The following is a 26,331-nucleotide window of genomic DNA, read 5'->3' as shown; positions in this document are numbered from 1 at the left end:
TCGCCCTTGTGAAGAAACCCGCCCTCGTGGCGGGTTTTTTCTTGCCCGCGATTATCCCTGGCGAAGATCGCGGACGAAAAAAAGCCCGCCGATCGGCGGGCTTTTTCGTGTTCGGGCGATCAGGCTTTCTGTTCGAAGATCACGTAGACCTTGCGGCAGGGCTCCAGCACTTCCCAGGTGCCGCTGAAACCGGCCGGGATGACGAAGCGGTCGCCGACGCGCACGGTCTTGGCGCCGCCGTTGGCGTCACGGATCACCGACACGCCCTGGAGAATCTCGCAGTACTCGTGCTCGGTGTAGCTGACGTTCCAGTGGCCCGGCTCGCCTTCCCAGATGCCCACGTTGAACTGGCCGCAGTCGCTGGCGTAGTGGTTGCGCACGCTCTGCGCCGGGTCACCCTTGATGATGCGGTCCGGGGCGGGGCGGTAGTGTTCGGGGGCGGTGGTGGCCTGGGCGAAATCGACGATCTGCTCGACGTTCATGGCGGTCTCGGTTCTTTAGAGTTGTTGGCGAGAGTGCGTGCGGGCACGCGCAGCGCTGTTGGATATTTACTCCGAAGCGGCTGTCGGAAAACCATCAGCCGACGAATCGGGGCAGTCTATGTTTAATAAAACGAACGTGACAAGGCCATTTGGCCGCTTAGTGTAAAAAATATTGAAAATTGGCAGCCTCCGGTTTAGGGTGGCCAACAGCATGCGTTTGCTCCGCCTTGCGAAATTTTTGACAGCGCGCCCGCCGGGCGCCTGCACCTGATAAGTACATTAATAAGAGGACACGTTGTCATGGGTACCCTCACTCGCGCCGATTGGGAAGCTCGCGCCAAGGACCTGAAGATCGAAGGCCGCGCCTTCGTCAACGGTGAATACGTCGACGCCGCATCCGGCGCCACCTTCGATTGCCTCAGCCCTGTCGATGGTCGCTTCCTGGCCAAGGTCGCCAGCTGCGACCTGGCCGATGCCGAACGTGCCGTGCAGGTTGCCCGTGCCACCTTCGATTCCGGCGTGTGGTCGCGCATGGCTCCGGCCAAGCGCAAGAAGGTCATGATCCGCTTCTCCGAGCTGCTGCTGGAGAACGCCGAGGAACTGGCCCTGCTGGAAACCCTCGACATGGGCAAGCCGATCAGCGACTCGCTGAACGTGGACGTTTCCGGTGCGGCCAACAGCCTGCGCTGGAGCGCCGAGGCCATCGACAAGATCTACGACGAAGTGGCCGCCACCCCGCACAACGAGCTGGGTCTGGTGACCCGCGAGGCGGTCGGCGTGGTTGCCGCCATCGTGCCGTGGAACTTCCCCCTGCTGATGTCCTGCTGGAAACTCGGCCCGGCCCTGACCACCGGTAACTCGGTGATCCTCAAGCCTTCCGAGAAGTCCCCGCTGACCGGTATTCGCGTCGCCCAGCTGGCCATCGAGGCTGGCATCCCGAAAGGCGTGTTCAACGTCCTGCCGGGCTTCGGTCACACCGTGGGCAAGGCCCTGGCCCTGCACATGGATGTCGATACCCTGGTGTTCACCGGTTCGACCAAGATCGCCAAGCAGCTGATGATCTACGCGGGCGAATCGAACATGAAGCGCGTCTGGCTGGAAGCCGGCGGCAAGAGCCCGAACATCGTCTTCGCCGACGCCCCGGACCTGAAAGCCGCTGCCGAAGCTGCTGCCAGCGCCATCGCCTTCAACCAGGGCGAAGTCTGCACCGCCGGCTCGCGCCTGCTGGTGGAGAAGTCGATCAAGGCCGAGTTCGTGCCGATGGTCGTCGAAGCCATCAAGGCCTGGAAACCGGGCAACCCGCTGGACCCGGAAACCAACGTCGGTGCGCTGGTCGACACCACCCAGATGAACAACGTGCTGAGCTACATCCAGGCTGGCCACGACGACGGCGCCAAGCTGGTTGCCGGCGGCAAGCGCACTCTGGAAGAGACTGGCGGCACCTATGTCGAGCCGACCATCTTCGATGGCGTGACCAACGCCATGCGCATCGCCCGTGAAGAGATCTTCGGCCCGGTGCTGTCGGTCATCGAGTTCACCGATGCCGAAGAAGCCGTGCGCATCGCCAACGACACCCCGTACGGCCTGGCCGCCGCGGTGTGGACCAGCGATCTGTCCAAGGCCCACCTGACCGCCAAGGCACTGCGTGCCGGCAGCGTGTGGGTGAACCAGTACGACGGCGGTGACATGACCGCTCCGTTCGGTGGCTTCAAGCAGTCCGGCAACGGCCGCGACAAGTCGCTGCACGCGTTCGACAAGTACACCGAGCTGAAAGCTACCTGGATCAAACTCTGATCCTCGGCTGAGGCAGGTCGGCCCCGAGTCTGGGGCCGGCTCTGACAAAGAGCCACACCCGCGGCCGGGTTTCCCTCAGGGAAGCCCGGCCGCTGTGCATTGCGCATCGGGCACCCCTCGCGCCTGGCGTGCGCTCCGGATGGAACGGGAGAAAGACAATGCGTTGGGGACCGTATTTTGCTGTGTGTGCTGCCGTCATCAGCATCGGTCTGGCCCTGGGCCTGACCATGCCGCTGGTCTCGTTGCGCCTGGAAGGCTGGGGCTATGGCAACTTCGCCATCGGCGTCATGGCGTCCACGCCGGCCGTGGGCGTGCTGCTGGGCGCGATGATTGCCGGGCGTCTCGCGGCGCGGGTCGGCACGCCGCGGCTGATGCGCCTGTGCCTGCTATCCGGGGCGTTCTCGGTCGGCCTGCTGGCGCTGCTGCAGAGCTACCCGATCTGGCTGTTCCTGCGCCTGCTGATCGGCGTGCAGCTGACCGTCGTGTTCATCCTCGGAGAAAGCTGGATCAACCAGCTGGCCATCGAAAAATGGCGCGGCCGCCTGGTCGCCCTGTATGGCACCGGCTACGCACTGAGCCAGCTGTCCGGCCCGGTGCTGCTGACCTTCATCGGCACCGCCGACAACCGTGGCTTCTGGTTCAGCGTCTGCCTGCTGGTGGGCGGCTCCCTGCTGCTGCTCGGCCGTACCGGTGCGCCCAGGGTCGATCCGAACAGCGCCAATGGGCGCGGGCTGTTCGCCTTCTGCGGCCAGCTGCCGGCGATTGCCTGGGCGGTGGTGTTGTTCGCCGGCTTCGAGGCGATGATCCTCACCCTGCTGCCGGTCTACGGCATCCAGCAAGGCTTCACCCAGGCGGTGGCGCTGGCGATGGTCAGCACCGTGGTGGTCGGCGATGCACTGCTGCAACTGCCTATCGGCTGGCTGGCCGACCGCATCTCGCGGCAGACGCTGTTCAAGGGCTGCGGCATCGTGCTGTTCCTCAGCAGCCTGGCCATGCCGCCATTGCTGCACCACATCGCCATCTGGCCGGTGCTGGTGCTGTTCGGCGCCAGTGCGGGCGGGCTGTTCACCCTGTCGTTGATCCTTATCGGCGAGCGCTATCGCGACGACGCGCTGGTCCGTGCCAACGCGCACATCGCCCAGCTCTGGGGCATCGGTTGCCTGATCGGTCCGTTGGCCACGGGAGCTGCCAGCCAGTGGATCAGCGGCCATGCGCTGCCGCTGGTGATGGCGCTGGGGGCGGTCGGCTTTGTGATCCTGGTGAGCCTGCGCGGATTGCCGCCGGTGATGCGTTCGACCGATGCCGAGCTGCAGCAGGAACGCTCCTAGAGCATCTTCTCCAGCCCGATGGCGCCGGCGATCCACACGTTGAGCCGGCGCCAGGCGTTGCCCGGCTCACGGTCCAGCGCCACCAGCTTGCCGCCGCGCTCCTCGATCCAGACCAGCTTCGGCGGGTCGCTGTTCGGTGCGACTTTCACCTGGTAGCTGACGCTCGGCGACATGCTCGCCAGCGCCAGGCGACGTACCTGGTCGGCCAGCTCCGGGCTGTCGACGATGATGCCGACCTCGGTGTTCCACAGCACCGAGCGCGGGTCGAAATTCAGCGAGCCGACGAACACCTTCCGCTGGTCGAACACGGCTGCCTTGCTGTGCAGGCTGGCGCTGCTCGATCCGCGCACCATCCACGGCGCGCCGCTCAGGCGCTGGTCCGGGTCGGCGCGCAGCTCGTAGAGCTTCACCCCGTGCTCCAGCAGTTCCAGCCGATAGGGCGCGTAGCCGGCGTGCACGGCGGGTACGTCGGTCGCCTCCAGTGAGTTGGTCAGCAGGCGCACGCTGACGCCGCTGTCGGCGCGCTGGGTCAGGTAGTCGACCCCGGCGCTGGTCGGCACGAAGTAGGCCGAGACCAGGATCAGTTCCTTCGACACCCCGTCGAACAGTGGCTGCAGCTGGGTGCTGAGCAGGTACTCGCCCTTCGGGTCGCCCTGATCGAGGACTTTCAGCGGGGTGTCCCAGACTGCCTTGCCCGGCGCCCAGACCAGATCGTCCAGCCAGTTCTGCAGGTGCGGGCGGTCGCTGTTGCGGTTGAGCCGGGCGATGTAACTGGAGCTCTTCACCCGCTCCTTCGCCAGGTAGTGGTCCAGCTTGCGGCGCATGCGACTGAGTTCGTCGAGGTCCGGGTCGCCCCACAGGTAGTCCTCGATGGGCCGGCTGATGCGGCTGTTCCAGTACTGGTCGAAGCTCTGCCCCAGCGACTGCGCCACCGGGCCGACGCCCATCAGGTCTAGGTCGCTGAAGTTCATCTCGGCCTTGGCGTCGAAGTATTCGTCACCCAGGTTGCGGCCGCCGACGATGGCCACGCTGTTGTCCGCCAGCAGCAGCTTGTTGTGCATCCGCCGGTGCTGTTCGGAGAGGTTGAATAGCCGCCCGAGGTTGCGCGTGACGCCGGTGCTGCGGCCCAGGTGCAGCGGATTGAACAGGCGTACCTGGATGTTCGGGTGGGCGGCGAGGGTGCCCAGTTCGTAGTCCCAGCCGTCGCTGCTGGTGTCGTCGATCAGGATGCGCACGCGCACGCCGCGGTCAGCTGCATGCAGCAACTCGCGGATCAGAGCGCGGGTGGTGAGGCCGTCGTGGACGATGTAGTACTGCACGTCGAGGCTGCGCTGGGCCTTGCGGATAAGCTCGGCGCGGGCGAGGAAGGCATCGACGCTGGAGGCCAGCAGGTGGAAGCCGGATTGCCCGGGATGGGCGGCGGCCTGTTCGCTGATCTGGTTGTCCAGCCGCGTGCCCTGCACCGGCAGCACGTGTGAAGGCTCGGGCGGCGGCGCGCTGGTGCAGCCACCCAGGGCCAGCAGGATCAGCAGGAGCAGGCGTGGAAGCAAAGAGGAGTCTCCGACAAGCCCGCCGGTGACGGGCTGCGGAAGATTCTAGCCGCTGGATCGCGCAGGCGGTCAGCCGCCGAGGGTTTCCTTGAAGCGGTACCAGGCCATCCCCAAGGCCAGTAGTGGCGAGCGCAGCAGCTTGCCGCCGGGGAAGGTGATGTGCGGCACCTTGGCGAACAGCTCGAAGCCGCTGCCCTGCTGGGCGGTGATGGCTTCGGCGAGCAGCCTGCCGGCCAGGTGCGTGGCGTTCACCCCGTGGCCGGCGTAGGCCTGGGCGAAGTACACGTTGGGCTGGTCGGGCAGGCGGCCGATCTGCGGCAGGCGGTTGGCGCCGATGCCGATCATGCCGCCCCACTGGTAGTCGATGCGCACGTTTTCCAGGTGCGGGAATACCTTGAGCATCTTCGGCCGCATGTAGGCGGCGATGTCCGCCGGGTCGCGCCCGGAGTAGTGGCAGGCGCCGCCGAACAGCAGGCGGTTGTCGGCGGAGAGGCGGTAGTAGTCCAGCGCCACGCGCTGATCGCACACCGCCATGTTCTGCGGCAACAGGGCATGGGCCTGCTCGGCGGACAGCGGTTCGGTGGCAATCACATAGCTGCCGGCGGGCAGCACCTTGCCGTCGAGATAGGGGTTCAGGCCGTTCTGGTAGGCGTTGCAGGCGATCACCAGGGTCCTGGCGCGCACGCTGCCCTTGGCGGTGCGCACGCGCACTTCGCTGCCATAGTCGATGCCGGTGACGGCGGAGTTCTCGAACAGCTTCACGCCCAGGCTCTGCGCCGCGGCGGCTTCGCCGAGGGCGAGGTTGAGCGGGTGCAGGTGGCCGGAGCCCATGTCCACCATGCCGCCGACGTACTGGTCGGAGCCGACGATGGAGCGCATGGCCTCTTTGGGCACCATGCGCAGTTCGTGCCGGTAGCCGAGGCTTTTCAGTTCGTCGAAATCTTCCTGGAAGCCTTCGACGTCCGAGGGCTTGTTGGCCAGGTCGCAGTAGCCCCAGGTCAGGTCGCAGTCGATGGAATATTGCTCGACGCGGCGGCGGACGATCTCCACCGCCTCCAGGCCCATCAGCTTCAGGGCGTGCACGCCATCGGCGCCCACCACCGACTCGAACTGTTCCAGGCCGTGGCCGACGCCGCGGATCAGCTGGCCGCCGTTGCGACCGCTGGCGCCCCAGCCGATCTGATGCGCTTCCAGCAGTATCACCGAGAGCCCGCGCTCAGCCAGTTCGATGGCCGTGTTCAACCCGGAGAAGCCACCCCCGATGACGCACACGTCGGCCTTTTCCTCGCCGGCCAGGGGCGGTACTTCGAGGCGGCGATTGACGCTCGCGGCGTAGTAGGACGGGGCGTGGCGGTCGGTGTGCACCGGCTGGTGAACGCGGGCGTTCATGTGCGATATCCTGATTTTTGTGTTGTTAAAATTTTACGCAGGATAAACGCCGACTTCCCGCCCAGCCAATAGCCGCACGGGAAAAAACGCCGGGAAGTCGCAAATAAATCTTTTGAGATTGCCGCGAACGGCGGGGAATCAACCCGCTTTTCAGTCCGGGATGGGCAGGGTGAGGCTTTCCTTCACCTCTTCCATCACGATGTAGCTCTTGGATTCGCGAACGTGGGGCAGCTTGAGCAGGATGTCGCCCAGCAGCTTGCGGTAGGAGGCCATCTCCGAGATGCGCGCCTTCACCAGGTAGTCGAAGTGGCCCGACACCAGGTGGCACTCCAGCACGTGGGGCAGCTTGAGCACCGAACGGCGGAAGTCCTCGAAGGTGTCGCCGGACTTGTAGTCCAGGCTGATCTCGACGAACACCAGCAGGCTGGCCTTGAGGTACTGCGGGTTCAGCCGGGCGTTGTAGCCCATGATGATCCCCTCGCGCTCCAGCCGGCGTACGCGCTCGGTGCACGGCGTGGTGGAGAGCCCGACGCGCTCGCCCAGTTCGGTGAAGGAGATGCGACCTTCCTCCTGCAGGATGCGCAGGATGTTGCGGTCGATCTTGTCCAGTTCGCGGCGGCTTTGATGCTGGGTTCTCATGGGTATGACTCTGAAGTCGAGCGATGAGCTTTGGGGGAATGTCGGCAATATAGTCGGTTGTGCAGGGAATATCACTGGCATCCCTTGAACTTCCCGCGCCGGACGGCCAGCCTGTAGGCCAAGGTTTCGTCCCTGTCGGGCGGCGCCGGTCGTTTTCCGCCGAGGTTTTCGCATGTCGCTGCCCCGCCTGCGCACCGTTTTTCTGCTGCTGTTGCTGCTCCTGGTAATAGTGGTCGGCGCGGCGTGGCTGGCGGTTCCGCGCCTGCTGGCGAATGCCGGGGTCAGCGTCGAGCAGTGGCAGGGGCTGGGCATTTCCCGCGAGGGCCTGACGCTGCAGCGCCTGGCCCTGCAGCGGCAGACACCGGACGGCTCGCGCCTGGCGATCCAGTTGCAGGACCTGCGCGTCGGCTGGCCCGAGCATGAAGACGGACGCTGGCGGCTCAAGGAGCTGGCCGCCGGCAGCATCGACGTCCGCCAGTGGCCGGGGCAGGGCACGCCGGAAGAAGACGCCGGGCTGCCGGACATCGCCCAGCTCAACCGCTGGCTGGCGCTGCTGCCGGGACGGCTGGGGCTGGAGCACGTCACCGTCGAGTTGCCCTGCGCCCGCGAGCAACGTTGCACCCTTAACGGCAGCGCGCACTGGCAGCAGATCCAGGGCGGCGCCGCGGCGCTGGGCGGCGAGCTGCGCCAGGGCGGACAGCAACTGGCGTTCAACGGCCTGCTGCAACCCGGCGATGGCCAATGGCGCCTGCACCTGGACAGCTACCTGGACAACGAGCAGCTGCTTTCCCTGGATTCCAGCTGGGCGCCGGCCAGCCGCCAACTCAGCGGCAGCATCGCCAGCCCCGCGGTGCCGCCGGTGCAGGCGGTGCGCAACTGGCTGGGCATGTGGCTGCCGACGCCGAACCTGCCGTTGCCGATCCCCGAGGCCGGACGCCTGCGCCTGAGCTGGGACACTCATCTGGCTGGTAGTGCTGCCTGGCCTGACTGGACGGGCCTGCGAGACGGGCGCGGCAGCATCGATCTGTCGCTGCAATTGCCGCAACCCTGGCCGCTGCCGGGCGCGGGCAACCTGCAGGGCGACCTGCGGCTGATCGCCAGCGCGACCGATAGCGGCTGGCGCCCTTCGGTGGTCAGCGGTGATCTGCGCCTGTCCGATCTCTACGGCGACTGGCTGCAGGCGCTGCCGGTCGGCCTGCGCCCGGCACGCCTGACGTTGCATCTGGAGCCCGGCGTGGAAGAAGAGGTGGGCAGCGTGCGCGCCGACCTGCGCACCGTGGGTGCCGCCGACCTGCGCCTGCGCTCCCGCGTGGCCCTGCTGGAGGCGACCCCGCTGGCGCTGCAACTGAGCGATTCGCGGCTGGAAGGGAAGGTCCCGCACCTGGAAATGGCCGGCCTGCGCGGCGACAACAGCCGACTCGACCTGAGCTTCGACGGTCGGATCGATCAACAGTCGGCGAGTTTCAATCTGGCCGATGGCGCACAACTGCAGGTCGGCACGCTGACCGGACCGCAGTCGCTGAAGGCCAGCAAGCTTGCCGCCACGCTGGGTAAAGGCTCGCTGAATCTGGGGTACGCCAGTGACATGCCGGCCACCCTGCAACTCGATGCCCCGCTGAAACTGGCCGTGGGCGAGTTGCGCCAGCCCCACGTCAAACCGCTGTCCTGGAATGCCATGGGAACACTCGCGGCGAGTCTCGACGCCCAGCAGTTCAAGGGCCGTCTGCTGAACAGCGGCGGGCTGAATGCCGAAGTCGAGCTGAACAACTCGGCGAAGCAGGGCGTTGCCCTGGTCGCGCGGCAGCCGGAGTTCTTCCTGCGCACCGGCAACCCGCTGGAGAAATCCCTCGGCGACTGGCCGGGCCTGCTCAGCCTGAACAACGGCAAGGCCAGCTTCGACCTGAACTGGCGCCTGCCGCCGGGCACCGCGCCGCAGAGCCTCGACCTGAACCTGAGCGGCAGCGGGCTGGAGGGCGTCTATGACCGCAGCGAGGTGCATGGCCTCGACCTGCAGGCGAAGTTCGCCCTGAAAGGCTCGCAGATGGAGCTGCAGTTGCCGCAGGTGAAAGTCGCCTCGCTCAACCCCGGCGTCACCTTGGGGCCGCTGTCCCTGCAGGGAAACTACAAGGCTTCGCTGGCGGCGCCACTGGCGGGCCGGGTCGACTGGCAGCAGGCGCAGCTGGATTTGTTCAAGGGCCGTGCCTGGCTGCCGGCGGGGGCCGTGGATCTTTCCGCCCTGGGCCAGGGTCTTACCCTGAAGCTGGAGGGGCTGGCGCTGGAGGCGATCCTGGCGGCGTATCCGGCGGAAGGGCTGTCCGGCAGCGGGATCATCGACGGCAACCTGCCGCTGGGCCTGCACGAGGGCAAGCTGGTGATCCGTAACGGCGAAGTCGCCGCGCGGCAACCGGGCGTGCTGCAGTTCCGTTCGCCGAAGATCCAGTCGCTGGGCCAGAGCAACCCGGCCATGCAGCTGGTGGCCACCGCGATCGACGATTTCCGTTACGACAAGCTGAGCAGTCGTGTGGATTATGATGAATCCGGCAAGCTGCTCCTCGCCCTTAGCCTGAGCGGGCGCAATCCCGAGCTGGAGCAGGGCCGGCCGATCAACCTCAACATCAACCTGGAGGAGAACGTGCCCAAGCTGCTCACCAGCCTGCAACTGAGCGACCGGGTCAGCGACACCATCCGCAAGCGCGTGCAGGACCGCCTGCGCAACGACCCGGCCGCCGCGCCATGACCGCAAGGAGAACCTGAAATGCGCCTCCGCGCCCTATTCGCCCTACTGCTCCTGGCCGGCCTTGCCCAGGGCTGCACGCCCACCGTGCAGCTGGCAGCGCCCAAGGAGCCGATCAACATCAACCTCAACGTGAAGATCGAGCACGAGATCTATATCAAGGTCGACAAGGCGCTCGACGGCATCATCAACGAGAACAGTGGCCTGTTCTGAGAAGGAGCCTTTGCATGAGATTGCACCGCAAACTGGGCGTCGCGCTGGTCGCCCTCTGCCTGAGTCTGCCGGTCATGGCGATGAGCCTGGAGCAGGCGATGTCCGCGCTGGGCGGCGCCAAGTCCCAGGGGTTGGTCGGCGAGCAGGCCGACGGTTATCTGGGGGTCGTGAAGAGCGGCGGTGATGCCGCCGAAGTCGCCGCGCAGATCAACGCCGCGCGCCGCGCCGAGTACCAGAAGGTCGCCAGCCAGAGTGGAGCCACCCTCAAGGACGTGGAATCCCTGGCCGGCAAGAAGGCCATCGAGCGCACGCCTTCGGGGCAGTACGTGCAGGTCAACGGCCAGTGGGTGCGCAAGTAAGCGCGCCAAGGGGATTTCCCTGCTCGCCGCCGCTGCCGGCGGCGAGTCCGGGGTGCTGCGGCGGAAGCAGGTAATTCCCGTCGGGAAATGCTCCGGCGCGAGAAGTTCTGGTTAATCCCATTCTGTTCGCTATTTCCTCTGGATCTGGTGAAATTTTCGCCAGATCCTCGACCATCCGGTCTCGGGTGAAAATGCGCTAATCCTGGTGGATGTCCCTCCGTGAAAGCGACTTTCGCCAGGAATTTTCGTCAAAACACGCATCGCATTCAGTGAATATCGCTGAGCCTGACTTCCTATACTGCGCGCATCTACGTTCAGAATAAGAAACGTCCGCGCCCCTGGCGCGACGTAGGAGGCAAAGATGCGCGTTCTGGTGCTTGGCAGCGGTGTGATCGGTACCGCCAGTGCTTACTATCTCGCCCGTGCCGGCTTCGAAGTGGTCGTCGTCGACCGCCAGCCCGGCCCGGCCCTTGAAACCAGCTTCGCCAACGCCGGCCAGGTTTCCCCTGGCTACGCCTCGCCCTGGGCTGCCCCGGGCATCCCGCTCAAGGCCATGAAATGGCTGATGCAGACCCACGCTCCCCTGGCCATCAAGCTGACCGGCGATCCCAGCCAGTACACCTGGATGTGGCAGATGCTGCGCAACTGCAACGCCAAGAGCTACGCGGTGAACAAGGAGCGCATGGTCCGCCTGTCCGAGTACAGCCGCGACTGCCTCGACGAGCTGCGTGCCGAGACCGGCATCACCTACGAAGGCCGTTCCCTGGGCACCACCCAGCTGTTCCGTACCCAGGCTCAGCTGGACTCCGCCGCCAAGGACATCGCAGTCCTGGAAAGCACCGGCGTTCCCTATGAAGTGCTCGACCGCGCCGGCATCGCCCGCGTCGAGCCGGCCCTGGCCAAGGTGGCCGACAAGCTGGTCGGCGCCCTGCGCCTGCCCAACGACCAGACCGGCGACTGCCAGATGTTCACCACCAAGCTCGCCGAGATGGCCAAGGCCCTGGGCGTGGAGTTCCGCTTCGGCCAGGACATCCAGCGCCTGGACTTCGCCGGCGACCGCATCAACGGCGTCTGGGTCGATGGCCAGCTGGTCACCGCCGACCGCTACGTGCTGGCGCTGGGCAGTTACTCGCCGCAGATGCTCAAGCCGCTGGGCATCGACGCCCCGGTCTACCCGCTCAAGGGCTACTCGCTGACCGTGCCGATCACCAACCCGGACATGGCACCGACCTCGACCATCCTCGACGAGACCTACAAGGTCGCGATCACCCGCTTCGACCAGCGCATCCGCGTCGGCGGCATGGCGGAAATCGCCGGCTTCGACCTGTCGCTGAACCCCCGTCGCCGCGCCACCCTGGAAATGATCACCACCGACCTCTACCCGGAAGGCGGCGACGTCAGCCAGGCGGAGTTCTGGACCGGCCTGCGCCCGGCCACCCCGGACGGCACCCCGATCGTCGGTGCCACCCGCTACCGCAACCTGTTCCTCAACACCGGCCACGGCACCCTCGGCTGGACCATGGCTTGCGGCTCGGGTCGCTACCTCGCCGACCTGATGGCCAAGAAGCGCCCGCAGATCAGTACCGAAGGTCTGGATATCTCCCGCTACGGCTCTGCCTCGGAGGCCCACAATGGCCATCCTGCGCCTGCACACTAACCAGCGGATGAGTCAGGTCGTCGTCCACAACGGCACGGTGTACCTCGCCGGCCAGGTGGCAGACGACCTCTCCGCCGGAGTCGAGCAACAGACCCGCGAAGTCCTCGCCAGCGTCGAGCGCCTGCTCGAAGAAGCCGGCACCGACAAGTCGCGGGTACTCTCGGCAACCATCTACCTGAAAGACGTCGCCGCCGACTTCGCCGGCATGAACGGCGTCTGGGACCAGTGGGTCCCGCAGGGCTGCGCCCCGGCGCGCGCCACCGTCCAGGCGGCGCTGTGCTACCCGGAGATCCTCGTCGAGGTCTCCATCGTCGCCGCACTGCCCTGATCGTTTTGCGTGGCCCGGCCGGAACGCCGGGTTTTTTTTTCGTCCGTCGTTTTTGTTCCAGTCACCATAAGAGAGCCTCGCCATGCGTCCCGCCCGTGCCCTGATCGACCTCGCCGCCCTGCGCCACAACTACCGCCTGGCCCGTGAAGTTACCGGCGCCCGAGCGCTGGCAGTGGTCAAGGCCGATGCCTACGGGCATGGCGCTGTCGTTTGTGCCAAGGCATTGGCCGGCGAAGCCGACGGCTTCGCCGTGGCCTGCATCGAGGAAGCGCTGGAGCTGCGCGAGGCCGGCATCCGCGCGCCGATCCTGCTGCTCGAAGGCTTTTTCGAAGCCAGCGAACTGGAACTGATCGACGCCCATGACTTCTGGTGCGTGGTGCACTCGGCCTGGCAGCTGGAAGCCATCGAGCGAGCGCGCCCGAGCAAGCCGCTGACCGTCTGGCTGAAGATGGACTCGGGCATGCACCGCGTCGGCTTCTTCCCGCAGGACTACGCCGCCGCGCTGGCGCGCCTGAAGGCGCTGCCCCACGTGGCCAAGGTCGTGCTGATGAGCCACTTCTCCCGTGCCGACGAGCTGGACTGCGCGCGCACCGAGGAGCAGGTCGCCGCCTTCCAGGCCGTGCGCGAAGCCGCGGGCCAGGGTCACGAGATCAGCCTGCGCAACTCCCCCGGCATCCTCGGCTGGTCCGAGGTGCCCAGCGACTGGGTGCGCCCCGGCATCATGCTCTACGGCGCCACCCCCTTCGAACAGGCACATCCGCTGGCTGACCAGCTGCGCCCGGTGATGACCCTGGAGTCCCAGGTCATCAGCATCCGTGAACTGCCGGCCGGCGAGCCGGTGGGTTATGGCGCGCGCTTCATCGCGGACCGCCCGGTGCGCGTCGGCGTGGTCGCCATGGGTTACGCCGACGGCTATCCGCGCCACGCGCCGGACGGCACGCCGGTGTTCATCGATGGCAAGCCCAGCCGCATCATCGGTCGCGTGTCCATGGACATGCTCACCGTGGACCTCACTGATCTGCCGCAGGCCGGTCTGGGCAGCCGCGTCGAGCTCTGGGGCCCGAACGTCCCTGCCAGCCAGCTGGCTTCCCTGTGCGGCAGCATCCCCTACCAGCTGTTCTGCAACCTCAAGCGCGTACCGCGGGTCTACTCCGGCGAGTGACGGATACCGCCCGTAAAGTTTGCGCAGGATCGACAGGCGATCTGTTGTAAATACTGAACGGTGTTGCCATGATACGTGGCACTTGGAACCCGCTCGGCTCAAGCCGTTGGCGGGTTCTGCCTTTCAGAGCCTGCCTGATCACAAGAATAAGGAGGACCCCACCCTTGGACGTCGGTGCTCGTCTGCAAGCCATCCGTAAAGTCAAAGGTTTGTCCCAGCGCGAACTCGCCAAAAGGGCGGGTGTGACCAACAGCACAATCTCGATGATCGAGAAAAACAGCGTCAGCCCCTCCATCAGCTCGCTGAAGAAAGTGCTGGGTGGTATTCCGATGTCCCTCGTGGAGTTCTTCTCCCTGGACCTGGAACAGAGCAGCAACACCCCGGTGGTCTACAAGGCAGACGAACTCAGCGACCTGTCCAGTGGCTCGATCATCATGAAGCTGATCGGCAAGGATTACCCCAGTCGCGCCATCACCCTGCTCGACGAGACCTACCCGCCGGGCTCCGACACCGGCGACGACATGTACGCCCACGAAGGCGAAGAGACCGGCGTACTGGTCGAAGGCCGTCTGGAACTGACCGTTGGCGACGAGACCTTCGTCCTCGAATGCGGCGACAGCTACTATTTCGACAGCACCAAGCCGCACCGCTTCCGCAACCCGTTCGAAGCCCCGGCGCGGCTGATCAGCGCGACCACACCGGCAAATTTTTGAACAGCCGGTAGGACCGGCCAGATCAGCTGCGACCTAATGCCGCAAACGCCGGCTAGGTGGCGCAATTGTTTCGAGCTTCCCGGCTTTGCCGTTATACTTGCGCCCGCTCGCGCGGCCCGAGACTGTGACTGCACCGCGACCGGGCGTGATAAGCCACGATGAGGGTGAAAGGGTGAACCTGATTAGAAAAATCCTGGCAGCCCAAGCTGCCGTACTGGCCCTGTGGGCAGTGAGCGTTCAGGCCGCGACCAACGATGATGCCATTGCCAAGCGTCTCGAACCTGTCGGCAAAGTCTGCGTCCAGGGCAAGGAATGCGAAGGCGTTGGCGCCGTAGCAGCTGCCGGTGGTGGCGGTGCTCCGCGTTCGGGCGAAGAGATTGTCGGCAAGGTCTGCACCAACTGCCACGGCAGCGGCCTGCTGGGCGCGCCGAAAGTCGGCGACAAGGCTGACTGGGGCAAGCGTGCGAAAGAGCAGGGCGGCCTCGACGGCCTGCTGGCCAAGGCCATCTCGGGTATCAACGCTATGCCGCCCAAGGGCACTTGCGCTGATTGCTCCGATGACGAGCTGAAAGCTGCGATTCACCACATGTCCGGCCTGTAACAGCCGACCTGTGCGAAAAAGCCGCCCAAGGGCGGCTTTTTCATGCCCGCGATTTGTCACCGAGTGAGTCGCGGGAGCAACTTTTGCGTAAAGCCGGTCCAAACTCCTGTCGTTGAAACGAACCAGGAGGGATGCCCGGTGCAATCCTGCTCGATCGAAACTGCCGTCGAACACCTGCTGCAACGCCTGGACGGGCACATCCGCCTCGGCCTGCCGCTAGGGCTGGGCAAGCCCAACCAGCTGGCCAATGCGCTGTACCGGCATATCCGCGAGAACCCGCGCCGACAGCTGACGCTCTATACCGCGCTGTCACTCGGCCGCCCGCAGGCCGGCGGCGAGCTGCAGCGGCGCTTCCTCGAACCCTTCGTCGAGCGCATCTACGGCGACTATCCCGAGCTGGACTACCTGCACGACCTGCGCAGCGGCAGCCTGCCGGAGAACATCCGCGTCGAGGAGTTCTACCTGCAGCCCGGCAGCCTGCTGGACAGCGCCCCTGCGCAGCAGAACTACATCAGCTGCAACTACAGCCACGTAGCACGCGACATCAACGCCAAGGGCGTCAACGCCGTCGCCCAGCTGGTGGCCCGCGACCCGGCGCGGCCGGGCAAGCTCAGCCTGGCCTGCAACCCGGACATCACCCTCGACCTGCTGCCAATGCTGCAGCGCCGCCGCGCGGCGGGGGAAACCATCGTCACCATCGGCGTCGTCCACGACCAACTGCCCTACATGCCTGGCGACGCCGAGGTGGACGAAGACTTCTTCGACCTGCTGGTGGATGCGCCGGGCGACAGCAGCACGCTGTTCTCCACACCCAACCTGCCGGTGGGCCTGCAGGACCATTGCATCGGCCTGCACGCCAGCGCCCTGGTGCGCGACGGCGGCACTTTGCAGATCGGCATCGGCTCCATGGGCGACGCCCTCACCTCGGCGCTGCTCACCCGCCAGCGCGACAACGAAGGCTACCGCGCGCTGCTCGACAGCCTTGACTCCACCGTCCGCCACGCCGGGCTGATCGAACGCGACGGGGGGCTCGCGGCATTCGAACAGGGCCTGTACGGCTGCAGCGAGATGTTCGTTCCCGGCTTGCTGGCACTGGCCGAGGCAGGCGTGCTGAGCCGGCGGGTCGCAGCGCGGCCTGACTCATCGCCCACCGAACCGGGCGTCTGGCTGCATGGCGGCTTCTTCCTCGGCCCGCAGGCTTTCTACCGGCGTCTGCGCGAAATGCCCCGCGAAGAGCTGGCCGGGATCGGCATGACCGGTATCGGCTTCGTCAACAACCTTTACCGCGACGAGGAGCTCAAGCGCGAGCAGCGCCGCGATGCGCGCTTCATCAACAGCGCGTTCACCGTCACCCTGCTGGGCGCAGGTGTGGCCGATCAGCTGGAGGACGGTCGCGTGCTCAGCGGCGTTGGCGGGCAGTACAACTTCGTCGCCCAGGCCCATGAGCTGGAAGGCGGGCGCTCGATCATCATGCTGCGCAGCTGGCGCGAATCCGAGGGCGAGCTGAGTTCCAATATCGTCTGGAGCTACGGCCACACTACGATCCCCCGGCACCTGCGCGACATGGTGGTGACCGAGTACGGCGTGGCCGACCTGCGCGGCAGGAACGACGCCGAAGTGATCGCCGCGCTGCTGACCATCGCCGACTCGCGTTTCCAGGACGAGCTGATCGCCCAGGCCCAGGAAGCCGGCAAGCTGCCGAAGGATTTCGAACTGGACGAGCGCTACCGCAACAACACCCCGGAGCGCCTGCGCGAAGCCACTCAGGGGTTGCGCCAGTTGCTGCCGGAATTCCCGCTGGGCTGCGACTTCACCGATCACGAGCGTGACCTGCTGCGGGCATTGGGCTGGCTGAAGAGCAAGCTGCGCCTGAGCGAGATTCTCGAACTGGGCAAGGCGACCCTGGACGCGCCGGAGCCGGAGGCTTTCCCCGCGCACCTGGAGCGCATGGGGCTGGCGCAGCCGGAGGGTTTGCGCGAGGAGTTGTACCAGCGTCTGGTGCTGGCTGGCCTGAAAGCCAGCGCCCGGTAATTCCTTCAGGCATGAAAAAAGGCGGGCCCTGTCGGCGCCCGCCTTTTTCGTGGGGCAGTGGATCAGTCTTCGAGGAACTCGACCTGACCATTGGCCAGGGACTTCACGCGAGCCAGGGATTCCACGCGGTAGCCTTCGCTTTCCAGCAGGGCGCGGCCTTCCTGGAAGGACTTCTCGATGACGATGCCCAGACCGGCGACGCTGGCGCCCGCCTGCTGGATCAGGTCGATCAGCGCCTTGGCGGCATGGCCGTTGGCGAGGAAGTCGTCCACCACCAGCACGTGGTCGGCGGCGGTCAGGTGCTTGGCGGAAATGGCGATGGTGCTTTCGGTCTGCTTGGTGAAGGAGAAGACCTTGGAGATCAGCAGGTCGTTCTTCAGCGTCAGCGACTGGAACTTGCGGGCGAAGATCACCGGGATACCCAGCTCGAGACCGGCCATGACCGCCGGGGCAATGCCCGAGGCCTCGATGGTGACGATCTTGGTGATGCCCTGGTTCTTGAAGCGTTCGGCGAACTCGTGGCCGATCAACTTCATCAGCGCCGGGTCGATCTGGTGGTTGAGGAAGGCGTCTACCTTGAGGACCTGTTCGGAAAGAACGATGCCTTCGCTGCGAATTTTGTCTTTGAGAGTGTTCACGGGGGGTGCTTCCGGAGCGGCTGTCGCTGATGAAGCGCGTAATTCTACAACGCCATTGGCCATCTGCGCGACGTTCCGACCAATGCAATTGCTGATCGAATGGACAGTTTTTCGATGGGCGGGAGCTTGAAGGACCGCCTCTCGGGGAGTCCGTGCTGGGGTTTTCCCCTCACCCCAGCCCTATCCCGGAGGGAGAGGGAGCCGTCCGAATCGGCTGAAGCCGCGGTGTCATCCTGCACCGAACAGCCCCCTCTCCCGCTTGCGGGAGAGGGTTAGGGGCTCTTGCTCCTACAGGTGTAGCGGCTCAGCGCTTGAGCATCGCCCGGATATCCGCCAGAGCCGAGTTGCCCTTGGCCACCTTGACCTCCTGCGGCGCGTCTTCCTGGCCTTCCCAGACCAGGTCCTCGGGCGGCAGTTCGTCGAGGAAGCGGCTGGGCGAGCAGTCGATGATCTCGCCGTACTGCTTGCGCTTGGCGGCGAAGGTCATCGCCAGGTTCTTCTTCGCCCGGGTGATGCCCACGTAGGCCAGTCGCCGCTCTTCCTCGATGGTGTCGGCCTCGATGCTGGAGCGGTGTGGGAGGATTTCCTCTTCCACGCCGAGAATGAACACGTAGGGGAATTCCAGGCCCTTGGAGGCGTGCAGGGTCATCATCTGCACACCGTCCGCGCCTTCTTCCTCTTCCTGCTGGCGTTCGAGCATGTCGCGCAGTACCAGCTTGGCGATGGCCTGCTCGATGGTCATGTCGCCTTCTTCGTCGCGCTCCAGAGTGTTCTTCAGCGCTTCGATGAGGAACCAGACGTTGCCCATGCGGAAGTCGGCGATCTTGTCGCTGGAGGCGTTCTGTCGGAGCCAGTTCTCGTAGTCGATGTCCATCACCATGCTGCGCAGCGCGCCGATCGGGTCGCTGCCGGCGCACTGCTCGCGGACCTTGTCGATGAAGCGCTTGAAGCGCTGCAGGCGCTCGATGTAGCGGGCGTCCAGGTGCTCGGACAGGCCCAGCTCGCCGGAGGCGTTGAACATCGAGCAGCCGCGCTCTGTGGCGTAGTTGCCGAGCTTCTCCAGGGTGGTGGAGCCGATCTCCCGGCGCGGCACGTTGATCACCCGGAGGAAGGCGTTGTCATCGTCCGGGTTCACCAGCAGACGGAAATAGGACATCAGGTCCTTCACTTCCTGGCGTCCGAAGAAGCTGGTGCCGCCTGACAGGTGATAGGGAATCTGGTGGTGCTGAAGTTTCAGCTCGATCAGCTTCGCCTGATAGTTGCCCCGGTAGAGGATGGCGAATTCGCTGTAGGGCCGCTGCGTCTTCAGGTGGATGGTGAGGATTTCCATCGCCACCCGCTCGGCCTCGGACTCCTCGTTGCGGCAACGGATCACCCGGATCGGGTCGCCTTCGCCCATCTCGCTCCACAGCTGCTTCTCGAACACGTGGGGGTTGTTGGCGATGAGGATGTTGGCGCATTTGAGGATGCGGCTGGTGGAGCGGTAGTTCTGCTCCAGCATCACCACCTTCAGCGAGGGGAAGTCTTCCTTCAGCTGCATCAGGTTTTCCGGGCGCGCGCCGCGCCAGGCGTAGATCGACTGATCGTCGTCGCCCACCACGGTGAAGTGCGCGCGCTGCTGCACCAGCATCTTCACCAGCAGGTACTGGCTGGCGTTGGTGTCCTGGTATTCGTCCACCAGCATGTAGCGCACGCGGTTGCGCCACTTGTCGAGGATCTCCGGGTGCTCCTGGAACAGCTTCACCGGCTGCAGGATGAGATCGTCGAAGTCCACCGCGTTGTACGCCTTGAGCGTGCGCTGGTAGTGCAGGTAGACCATCGCGGCGGTCTGTTCCTTGGGGTTGCGCGCCTTTTCCAGCGCCTCTTCCGGAAGGATCAGGTCGTTCTTCCAGCTGCCGATCAGGCCCTTGATCTCGTCCAGACCGTCATCGCCGGAATATTCCTTCTGCATGATGTCGGTCATCAGCGCCTTCACATCGCTCTCGTCGAAGATCGAGAAGCCGGGCTTGTAGCCCAGGGCCGCGTGTTCCTTGCGGATGATGTTCAGGCCCAGGTTGTGGAAGGTCGAGACGGTCAGGCCCTTGCCCTCGCCGGGGCGCAGCAGGGTGCTGACGCGCTCCTTCATCTCGCGGGCGGCCTTGTTGGTGAAGGTCACGGCGACGATGTACTGGGCGCGGATGCCGCACTGCTGGACCAGGTAGGCGATCTTGCGGGTGATCACGCTGGTCTTGCCGGAGCCGGCGCCGGCCAGCACCAGGAGCGGGCCGCCGACGTAGTTCACGGCCTCTTGCTGCCGGGGATTGAGTCGGGACATGAAAGGCGGGGGTCTGTAGTGGAGCGGGCGCGTATTCTAGCAGGCCGTGCCGGGCGTCGGGGTGCCGCTCGGAATAGCGGCGATCTGTGACACGATCGTACTTATGTGTTTTGGATAAATCTGTACATGTATTAGGCTTGTGACAGCATTACTTGAAGAAAACTCTTAAGAGTTTCTCTGAAGTTTCGTCTACATCCGTGGGATGTCCGGATGGCGTCGCTTCAAAACCGGGAGAAGTGGGCGCAGGGATGGTGCCTGGAGTTTCTCCCCTTTTTAGAGATACATGGGGGTCGCTTGGCAGCGTCGGTCGAACCAACGCGCCTGCTCCTGCTGGCGGAAGCGCCGCAGTGGGCCCAGCTACTGCGCGGGCATCTGGCCGCGTTGGGGCAGGGCTATTCGCTGATCACGGCCCCGTCCTGGCAGGCAGCCAGCAGCCTGTTCGACGAAGACCAGGTCGGCCTGGTGCTCGCCACGCCCGGCAAATTGCCGTCCGCCCACCAATGCCACCTGCCGCTGGTCCTGCTGCTGGAGCGCGAGCCCGCGGAAGAGCCAGTCGGCGTCGCCGACTACCTGGTGGCGGAATCCCTCAGCGTCGAAGTCCTGCGCCGCACCCTGCGTTACGTGCGTGAACGCACCTCGCTGCAGAACACCCTGCAGAGCCTGGCCGAACAGGACCCGCTGACCGGTATCGCCAACCGCCAGGGCTTCCAGACCCTGCTCGCCGCCCGCCTCAGCGAGAGCGAAGGGCGCGGCCTGGCACTGGGTCACCTGGACCTGGACAACTTCCGCCACGTCAACGACGCCCTCGGCCACCAGGCCGGCGACCGCCTGATCCTGCAGGTGGTGGCGCGTCTGAAGGCACACCTGGACAACGGCGACGACATTGCCCGCCTGGGCAGTGACGAGTTCGCCCTGCTGCTGGACACCCGCCGCGACCCGGCGCGGGTGGAGAAGATCGCCGAGCTGATCGTCGAATCCCTGGGCGAACCCTACTGGGTCGAAGGCGAAAGCCTGTTGCTGGGCTGCAGCCTGGGTGTGGCCCACGCCCGCGCCGGCGAAGCCGCCGACCCGCTGCTGTGGCACGCGCACATCGCCATGCAGCAGGCCAAGTCGCGCCAGGGTTGCACCTTCCACGTCTTCGACGAACGCATCAACCGTGGCGCCCGCAGCCTCGCCGATCTGGAAAGCGAACTGCGCCGCGCGCTGCGCCGCGACGAACTGGAACTGCACTACCAGCCGCGCCTGGACCTGCACAGCGGGCAGATCGTCGGCCTCGAAGCTCTCGTGCGCTGGCGCCATCCCGAGCGCGGCCTGCTGACGCCGGGCGACTTCGTGCCGCTGGCCGAGGAAAGCGGGCTGATCGTGCCGCTGGGCTACTGGGTCATCTCCCGCGCCCTGCGCGACATGCAATGGCTGCGCGGGCGTGGCCTGCCGCCGCTGCACATGGCGGTGAACCTGTCGTTCCGCCAGTTCCAGGACAGCCAGCTGCTGCCGACCCTGGAGCGCCTGATCCGCGAGCGTGGCGTCGACGCCCAGTGGCTGGAATTCGAACTCACCGAAACCGCCGTGATGCGCCGCAGCGACCAGGTCCAGCAGACCATGCAGGCCCTTGGCCGCCTGGGCGTGCGCTTCTCGCTGGACGATTTCGGCACCGGCTTCTCGTCCTTCGTGCACCTGAGCAGCCTGCCCATCACCCTGCTGAAGATCGACAAGAGCTTCGTCGGCGACATGCATGAGCGCCCGGAGAACCTGCAACTGGTGAAGGCCATGATCAACCTGGCGCACAACCTGAACCTGGAAGTGGTCGCCGAGGGCGTCGAGACCATCGCCCAGCAGGACGAGCTGCGCCAGTTCGGTTGCGACCAGGTGCAGGGCTACTGGATCAGCCGCCCGTTGCCGCTCGCGGAGCTGGCGCGGTTCCTGGTGTTCGGCGCCAACCGCGCGCTGCGCCTGCAGGATTCGGTCAGCTAGCGCTCAGCCAGCACAGCCAGGCCCGCGCCGGCAGTGCGCGGGCGCAGCAGACGTGAGGTCTTCGCCTCGAACGCCAGCGTCAGCCCGATGGCCGCGCAGGCCAGCCCGGAGGCCAAGCCCCACCACACGCCACTCGGCCCCCAGCCCAGCGGGAAGGCCAGCAGCAGCGCCATCGGCACGCCCACCAGCCAGTATCCCGCCAGACCGACGAGGAAGGTGGTGCGCGCATCCTTCAGGCCACGGATCGCGCCCATGGCGATGCACTGGGTGCCGTCGAACAGCTCGAACCACGCGGCGATGGCCAGCAGGCTGACGGCCAACTGCACCACCTCGCGGTTGGCCGGGTCGTGGTGGTCGATGAACAGGCCGATGACCAGCTCCGGCGCGAGCCAGAACAGCCCGGCGAAGGCGAACATGCAGCTGGCGCCGAAGCCGATGCCCAGCCGCCCGGCGCGGCGCGCCTCTACCAGCCGGCCGGCGCCGTAGTGCTGGCCGATGCGGAAGGTCACCGCGTAGGAAATCCCCATGGGCACCATGAAGGCCACGTACACCGACTGGATGGCGATCTGGTGCGCCGCCAGCGCGGTGCTGCCGATCACGCCCATGCACAGGGTGGCCACGGTGAACATGCCCGACTCCACCGCGTAGGTGCCGCCGATGGAAATACCCAGGCGCAGGGATTCGCCGATCACCCTGAAGTCCGGCTTCGACAGCCCGGCCAGCAGCGGATAGGGCGCATACGCCCGGTGCCAGCGCAGGTACAGGGCGAAGATCACCGGCAGCGTGTTCATCACCAACGCGGTGACCATGCCGATCCCCGCCAGTCCCAGGCGCGGCAGGCCGAACAGGCCCTCGATGAAGGCGTAGTTGAGGGCGAAGTTGGCCAGCGCGCCGATCAGGCTGATGGCCATGACCGGGCCTGGTCGCTCAATGGCGCTGGTGAAGCCCCGCAGCACCATGAAGGCCATGTAGCCGGGCAGGGCGAAGATGATGCTGTGCAGAAAGCTCATCGTGCCGGAGACCGTCTCCGGCGCCTGGCCGAAGGCGATCAGGATCGGCCCGAGGTTCCACAGCAGCAGGCCCGCCAGCAGCGCCAGCGCGCCACCGATCCACAGGCCGGCCTGGGTCGCCTGCACCACGCCGCGCGCGTCCTTCGCGCCATGCCGGATCGCCACCAGGTTGCCGGTGGCTGCCACCACGCCGACGCAGAAGGTCGACACCAGCGCATAGGTCGACGCGCCCAGCCCACCGGCGGCCAGCGCCTCGCGGCCGAGCTTGCCCATCATCACGGTGTCGGTGAACACCATGGCCACGTAGGCCAGCTGCGCGGCGATCAGCGGGCCGGCGAGGCGAAGGATGGCGGCAAGTTCGTCACGGTACGGGCGTTTCATGAGTCAGGCTCAGCAAGCGGCAGCTGCCGCATCGATAGGGAGTCGCCCATTCTCCGGCCGCCGTGGATGCGGGCACAAAAGGAAAAATGCGATGCCATTCATGAGTCATACTCATGCATGCCACCTTTTGGAGCCCACCATGAACCGCCAGTTGCCGCCCCTTTACGCCCTGCGCGCCTTCGAGGCGGCCGCCCGGCATGCGTCCTTCACCCGCGCCGCTGAGGAACTGGCGATCACCCAGAGCGCGGTGAGCCGGCATATCAAGACCCTGGAAGAACACTTTGCCTGCCGCCTGTTCCAGCGGCGCGGCCGCCAGCTGGAGCTGACCGAAACGGCGCGGATGCTGCTGCCCGGACTGCGCGATGGCTTCGATGCACTGGAGCGCGCCTGTGCCAGCCTGCGCGCCGAAGAGGGCGTGCTGCGCCTGAAGGCACCCTCGACCCTGACCATGCGCTGGCTGCTGGCTCGGCTGAGCCGGTTCCGCATGCAGCACAGCGATATCGAGGTGCAGTTGACCAGCGCCTGGATGGACGTGGACCGCGTGGATTTCGTCCATGAGCCCTTCGACTGCGCGGTGCTGCTGAGTTCCGGGCACTTCCCGCCGGACTGGGAAGCCACCCTGCTGTTCCCCGAATGGCTGATTCCCGTCGGCGCGCCCGCGCTGCTGGCGGACGGCCCCTGGGACGCCGGGCGACTGGCCGCGGCCGAGCTACTGCACCCTACGCCCGACCGCCGTGACTGGCGGCGCTGGCTGCAACGCATGGGTCTGGGGGAGAAGGTGTCGCTCAAGGGCGGGCAGGTGTTCGACACGCTGGAGCTGGGTATCGTCGCCGCGACCCGCGGCTATGGGGTTTCCATCGGCGACCTGGTGATGGTCGCCGAGGATGCCAGCCAGGGCCGGCTGGCGCTGCCCTGGCCCAGCGCGGTGGCCAGCGGCGAGAGTTACTACCTGGTCTGGCCGCGCGCGCGCCGGCATCAGGAGCGGCTGCGCCGGTTGCGTGACTTCCTGCTGGCGGAGATGCAGGCCATGCAACTGCCGCCGGTGGACTATTTCGAATAAGCGCCGTCAGTCGCCGCTGCAGCCGTTGGCCCACACCTGGTAGTGCAGCTCGTGCTGCTGGGCCTGGGCGTCTTCGTAGACCATGGCCACCGGCACGATGCCGCAGGCCTGCTGGGTATCGGTGATGGAGATGACCCGGTGCACGTCGGGCCTGTCGTGGGCCGGCACAGTGCCGCAGGCGGCGACGAACAGGGTGGTGAGGATCAGGGCAATCAGCGCTTTCATGGTGTGCTTCCTTCAGAAGAGTTGAATCAGGCGCGTTCGCGCAGCAGCGAGCGGGCGGAGTCGGCCATCACCAGCAGGCCGCCGGCGAGCATCAGGGTGTCCTTGAGCACCAGCCGGCCCGCGCCGGACAGGTAGGGGAAGCCGTGCTGCGCGTCGCCCAGCGCCGGCACCCAGGCCTCGGGCGTGGTGATCAGGAAGGTCAGCGTCACCAGCGGCGTGCCGAACGACAGGAATCCGCCCAGCAGGCCCAGGCGCCGCGACAGCGGGTTGAGCAGCACCAGCAGGGCGATGCTCAGCTCCACCACGCCCAGGCCCTTGGAAAAGCCGTAGGTGTTGTTTTCTGTCTGCCAGGCGCGCTTGTCCACATCCAGCTCGCCCTCGTGGGTGAGGTGCGCGCGGTAATCCTCGGGGTGCTCGTAGAAGAACGACATGAACGGGCTGTTGGCGACGAAGGGCGTGATGCTGTCGGCTTCGTAGGGCACGAATTTCAGCGCGCCGATCCAGATGAACACCACGGCGATGGCGACGCGCATCAGGTTGGCGCCGACGTGGTCGAGGCGGGTCAGCGCCTGCAGGCCCTGGGTGATGGGAGAGGTCATGGGGAACTCCTTGCGAGTCGGTTGAAATCAGGAGTACCCATTGTCGGAATCGCGCCGCTGCGCTTCTTGCGCGTTGTGCTCGGGTTTTTGTCGGTGGATCTCAGATGCGTTTTCGCCGGCCCATGGCTCCGCACCAAGGGAGTACGGAAGCGGGAAAGAAGGGGGTAGCCGCGTTTACTTGGCCGATCCCGCGCGTAATCTGTAGGCCCTTTCCTGCGCGTGGAACGCCATGAACTCCATCGATCGCCTGATCCAGCTCGCCGGCCTGCGTGGCAGCCTCGACCTGCGCTGCCAACTCCAGGGCGACTGGGCGCTGGACCATGAACAGGCGCCGGGCGGCGTGGCGCAGTACCACATCCTGCTGTCGGGGCGTTGCCAGGCGGAAATGCCTGACGGACAAGTCCTTCAACTGAAAGCCGGCGACATCCTGGTCTTCCCCCGCGGCGGCGCGCACCTGTTGCGCAGCCAGGGGCCGAAGGTCAGCCCGGTGCCCGCCCGGGTCAGCCAGGACGGCCTGTTGCCGGTGCATCGCATCGGCAGCGAAGGCGAGGCGCTGGATATCCTCTGCGGCAGCTTCCACTACCAGCGCGACTCGCTGCTGATCGGCGCGCTGCCGGCGTTCCTCAATATCTCCAGCCAGGAGCTGGGCCTGAGTGAGCAACTGGCCGCGCTGGTCGGCCTGCTGCGCGGCGAGGCGGACGGCAACCAGGCGGGCGCGCGCTTCCTGGTCGACGCGCTGTCCTCGGCTCTCTTCACCCTGATCCTGCGCGTCTACCTGCAGGAGTACGTCCCCAGCAGCGGCACCCTGGCGCTGCTGGCCGACAAGCGCCTGAGCCGCGCCTGGCAGGCGATGCTCGACGACCCCGCCCACGAGTGGACCATCGAGGCGCTGGCTGAGCGCGCCAGCATGTCCCGCGCCACCTTCATGCGCCTGTTCACCCAGGTGGCCGGGCTGTCGCCCTGGGCGCTGCTGACGAAAGTGCGCATGGAACTGGCCTACCGCCTGCTGAGCGGCTCGCAGCTGAGCCTCACCGACATCGCCGCCCAGGTCGGCTACCAGTCCCAGGCGTCCTTCACCAAGAAGTTCAAGGAAACCTACGGCGACGCCCCCGGTCGCCTGCGTCGCGCGGTGAACTAGACCAGCCGTCGTCGC

23 protein-coding genes are annotated in these 26,331 nt (G+C 66.0%); 14 read left to right on the top strand and 9 right to left on the bottom strand.

From position 1 onward, the window contains the following. Positions 1 to 119: 119 nt before the first annotated feature. On the bottom strand, positions 120 to 482 hold the full coding sequence (locus ABKS89_RS29405; RefSeq protein WP_015479544.1) for a cupin domain-containing protein: 363 nt from the start codon (positions 480 to 482) through the stop codon (positions 120 to 122). 300 nt (positions 483 to 782) lie between these two features. On the opposite strand from ABKS89_RS29405, the gene ABKS89_RS29400 reads away from it, so the two are divergent. Together ABKS89_RS29400 and ABKS89_RS29395 are read left to right on the top strand one after the other, a co-directional pair. Continuing rightward, complete coding sequence (locus ABKS89_RS29400) at positions 783 to 2,276, top strand: aldehyde dehydrogenase (RefSeq protein WP_348588541.1); 1,494 nt, start codon at positions 783 to 785, stop codon at positions 2,274 to 2,276. Positions 2,277 to 2,434: 158 nt separating this feature from the next. Next, positions 2,435 to 3,604, top strand: a complete 1,170-nt coding sequence (locus ABKS89_RS29395) for an MFS transporter (protein WP_138217095.1) — start codon at positions 2,435 to 2,437, stop codon at positions 3,602 to 3,604. Here ABKS89_RS29395 and ABKS89_RS29390 read toward each other — a convergent pair. From ABKS89_RS29390 to dadR, 3 genes are all read right to left on the bottom strand, one after another. Then, entirely contained in the window at positions 3,601 to 5,154 is a 1,554-nt protein-coding gene (locus ABKS89_RS29390; protein ID WP_348588540.1) for a phospholipase D family protein, read from the bottom strand. The two genes, ABKS89_RS29395 and ABKS89_RS29390, sit on opposite strands and share 4 nt — an antisense overlap. A gap of 69 nt (positions 5,155 to 5,223) precedes the next feature. After that, positions 5,224 to 6,543 carry an NAD(P)/FAD-dependent oxidoreductase gene (locus tag ABKS89_RS29385; RefSeq protein WP_348588539.1) on the bottom strand — a complete coding sequence of 440 codons (1,320 nt, stop codon included), beginning with the start codon at positions 6,541 to 6,543 and terminating at the stop codon, positions 5,224 to 5,226. A gap of 150 nt (positions 6,544 to 6,693) precedes the next feature. Then, entirely contained in the window at positions 6,694 to 7,182 is a 489-nt protein-coding gene (gene dadR / locus ABKS89_RS29380) for a transcriptional regulator DadR (RefSeq protein ID WP_015479539.1), read from the bottom strand. Positions 7,183 to 7,354: 172 nt separating this feature from the next. Between dadR and ABKS89_RS29375 the strand changes: the two genes are divergently transcribed. The 9 genes from ABKS89_RS29375 to ABKS89_RS29335 all read left to right on the top strand — a co-directional run bounded on the left by ABKS89_RS29375 (position 7,355) and on the right by ABKS89_RS29335 (position 16,980). Next, on the top strand, positions 7,355 to 9,919 hold the full coding sequence (locus ABKS89_RS29375; RefSeq protein ID WP_348588538.1) for an intermembrane phospholipid transport YdbH family protein: 2,565 nt from the start codon (positions 7,355 to 7,357) through the stop codon (positions 9,917 to 9,919). Positions 9,920 to 9,937: 18 nt separating this feature from the next. Next, on the top strand, positions 9,938 to 10,129 hold the full coding sequence (locus ABKS89_RS29370; RefSeq protein ID WP_081515164.1) for a YnbE family lipoprotein: 192 nt from the start codon (positions 9,938 to 9,940) through the stop codon (positions 10,127 to 10,129). A 14-nt stretch (positions 10,130 to 10,143) separates the two neighbouring features. Then, on the top strand, positions 10,144 to 10,488 hold the full coding sequence (locus tag ABKS89_RS29365; protein WP_138217090.1) for a YdbL family probable chaperone protein: 345 nt from the start codon (positions 10,144 to 10,146) through the stop codon (positions 10,486 to 10,488). Between the two features lie 361 nt (positions 10,489 to 10,849). Further along, complete coding sequence (gene dadA / locus ABKS89_RS29360) at positions 10,850 to 12,145, top strand: D-amino acid dehydrogenase (protein ID WP_192293566.1); 1,296 nt, start codon at positions 10,850 to 10,852, stop codon at positions 12,143 to 12,145. Then, the gene (locus tag ABKS89_RS29355; RefSeq protein WP_081515166.1) at positions 12,120 to 12,473 is read left to right on the top strand and encodes a RidA family protein; all 354 of its coding nucleotides are present in this window, start codon (positions 12,120 to 12,122) and stop codon (positions 12,471 to 12,473) included. The genes dadA and ABKS89_RS29355 overlap by 26 nt, the downstream gene beginning before the upstream one ends. An 82-nt stretch (positions 12,474 to 12,555) precedes the next feature. After that, positions 12,556 to 13,635, top strand: a complete 1,080-nt coding sequence (gene alr / locus ABKS89_RS29350; protein ID WP_348588537.1) for an alanine racemase — start codon at positions 12,556 to 12,558, stop codon at positions 13,633 to 13,635. 164 nt (positions 13,636 to 13,799) lie between these two features. After that, a complete protein-coding gene (gene relB, locus ABKS89_RS29345; protein ID WP_138217086.1) occupies positions 13,800 to 14,348 on the top strand; it encodes a type II toxin-antitoxin system RelB family anti-toxin in 549 nt (182 codons plus the stop codon). Between the two features lie 172 nt (positions 14,349 to 14,520). Beyond that, entirely contained in the window at positions 14,521 to 14,949 is a 429-nt protein-coding gene (locus ABKS89_RS29340) for a c-type cytochrome (RefSeq protein ID WP_045217660.1), read from the top strand. Positions 14,950 to 15,147: 198 nt separating this feature from the next. Next, positions 15,148 to 16,980 (top strand): acetyl-CoA hydrolase/transferase C-terminal domain-containing protein, encoded by a 1,833-nt coding sequence (locus tag ABKS89_RS29335; protein ID WP_348588592.1) that lies wholly within the window; start codon positions 15,148 to 15,150, stop codon positions 16,978 to 16,980. Between the two features lie 62 nt (positions 16,981 to 17,042). On the opposite strand, the gene ABKS89_RS29330 is transcribed toward ABKS89_RS29335, so the two are convergent. After that, on the bottom strand, positions 17,043 to 17,618 hold the full coding sequence (locus ABKS89_RS29330; protein ID WP_081515169.1) for a xanthine phosphoribosyltransferase: 576 nt from the start codon (positions 17,616 to 17,618) through the stop codon (positions 17,043 to 17,045). 304 nt (positions 17,619 to 17,922) lie between these two features. Continuing rightward, a complete protein-coding gene (gene rep, locus ABKS89_RS29325) occupies positions 17,923 to 19,932 on the bottom strand; it encodes a DNA helicase Rep (protein ID WP_138217085.1) in 2,010 nt (669 codons plus the stop codon). A gap of 294 nt (positions 19,933 to 20,226) precedes the next feature. Between rep and ABKS89_RS29320 the strand changes: the two genes are divergently transcribed. Continuing rightward, positions 20,227 to 21,903: a putative bifunctional diguanylate cyclase/phosphodiesterase gene (locus ABKS89_RS29320; RefSeq protein WP_138217084.1), complete on the top strand. Its 1,677-nt coding sequence runs from the start codon at positions 20,227 to 20,229 to the stop codon at positions 21,901 to 21,903. Here ABKS89_RS29320 and ABKS89_RS29315 read toward each other — a convergent pair. Beyond that, complete coding sequence (locus ABKS89_RS29315; protein ID WP_348588536.1) at positions 21,900 to 23,294, bottom strand: NorM family multidrug efflux MATE transporter; 1,395 nt, start codon at positions 23,292 to 23,294, stop codon at positions 21,900 to 21,902. The genes ABKS89_RS29320 and ABKS89_RS29315 overlap by 4 nt on opposite strands. Positions 23,295 to 23,433: 139 nt before the next feature. Here ABKS89_RS29315 and ABKS89_RS29310 point away from each other — a divergent pair, with 139 nt between their 5' ends. Then, entirely contained in the window at positions 23,434 to 24,354 is a 921-nt protein-coding gene (locus tag ABKS89_RS29310; RefSeq protein ID WP_348588535.1) for a LysR substrate-binding domain-containing protein, read from the top strand. 6 nt (positions 24,355 to 24,360) lie between these two features. Here ABKS89_RS29310 and ABKS89_RS29305 read toward each other — a convergent pair whose 3' ends face one another. Further along, on the bottom strand, positions 24,361 to 24,579 hold the full coding sequence (locus ABKS89_RS29305) for a DUF2790 domain-containing protein (RefSeq protein WP_348588534.1): 219 nt from the start codon (positions 24,577 to 24,579) through the stop codon (positions 24,361 to 24,363). A gap of 26 nt (positions 24,580 to 24,605) precedes the next feature. Continuing rightward, a complete protein-coding gene (gene rclC / locus ABKS89_RS29300) occupies positions 24,606 to 25,178 on the bottom strand; it encodes a reactive chlorine resistance membrane protein RclC (protein WP_348588532.1) in 573 nt (190 codons plus the stop codon). Positions 25,179 to 25,407: 229 nt separating this feature from the next. Between rclC and ABKS89_RS29295 the strand changes: the two genes are divergently transcribed. Then, positions 25,408 to 26,316, top strand: a complete 909-nt coding sequence (locus ABKS89_RS29295) for an AraC family transcriptional regulator (RefSeq protein WP_348588531.1) — start codon at positions 25,408 to 25,410, stop codon at positions 26,314 to 26,316. The last annotated feature ends 15 nt before the right edge of the window (positions 26,317 to 26,331 follow it).

This window comes from Pseudomonas sp. LABIM340, from assembly GCF_040017195.2.
GTDB lineage: Bacteria > Pseudomonadota > Gammaproteobacteria > Pseudomonadales > Pseudomonadaceae > Pseudomonas.
Note: the sequence above shows the minus strand (reverse complement) of the source record. Positions and strands in the feature narration are given on the sequence as shown.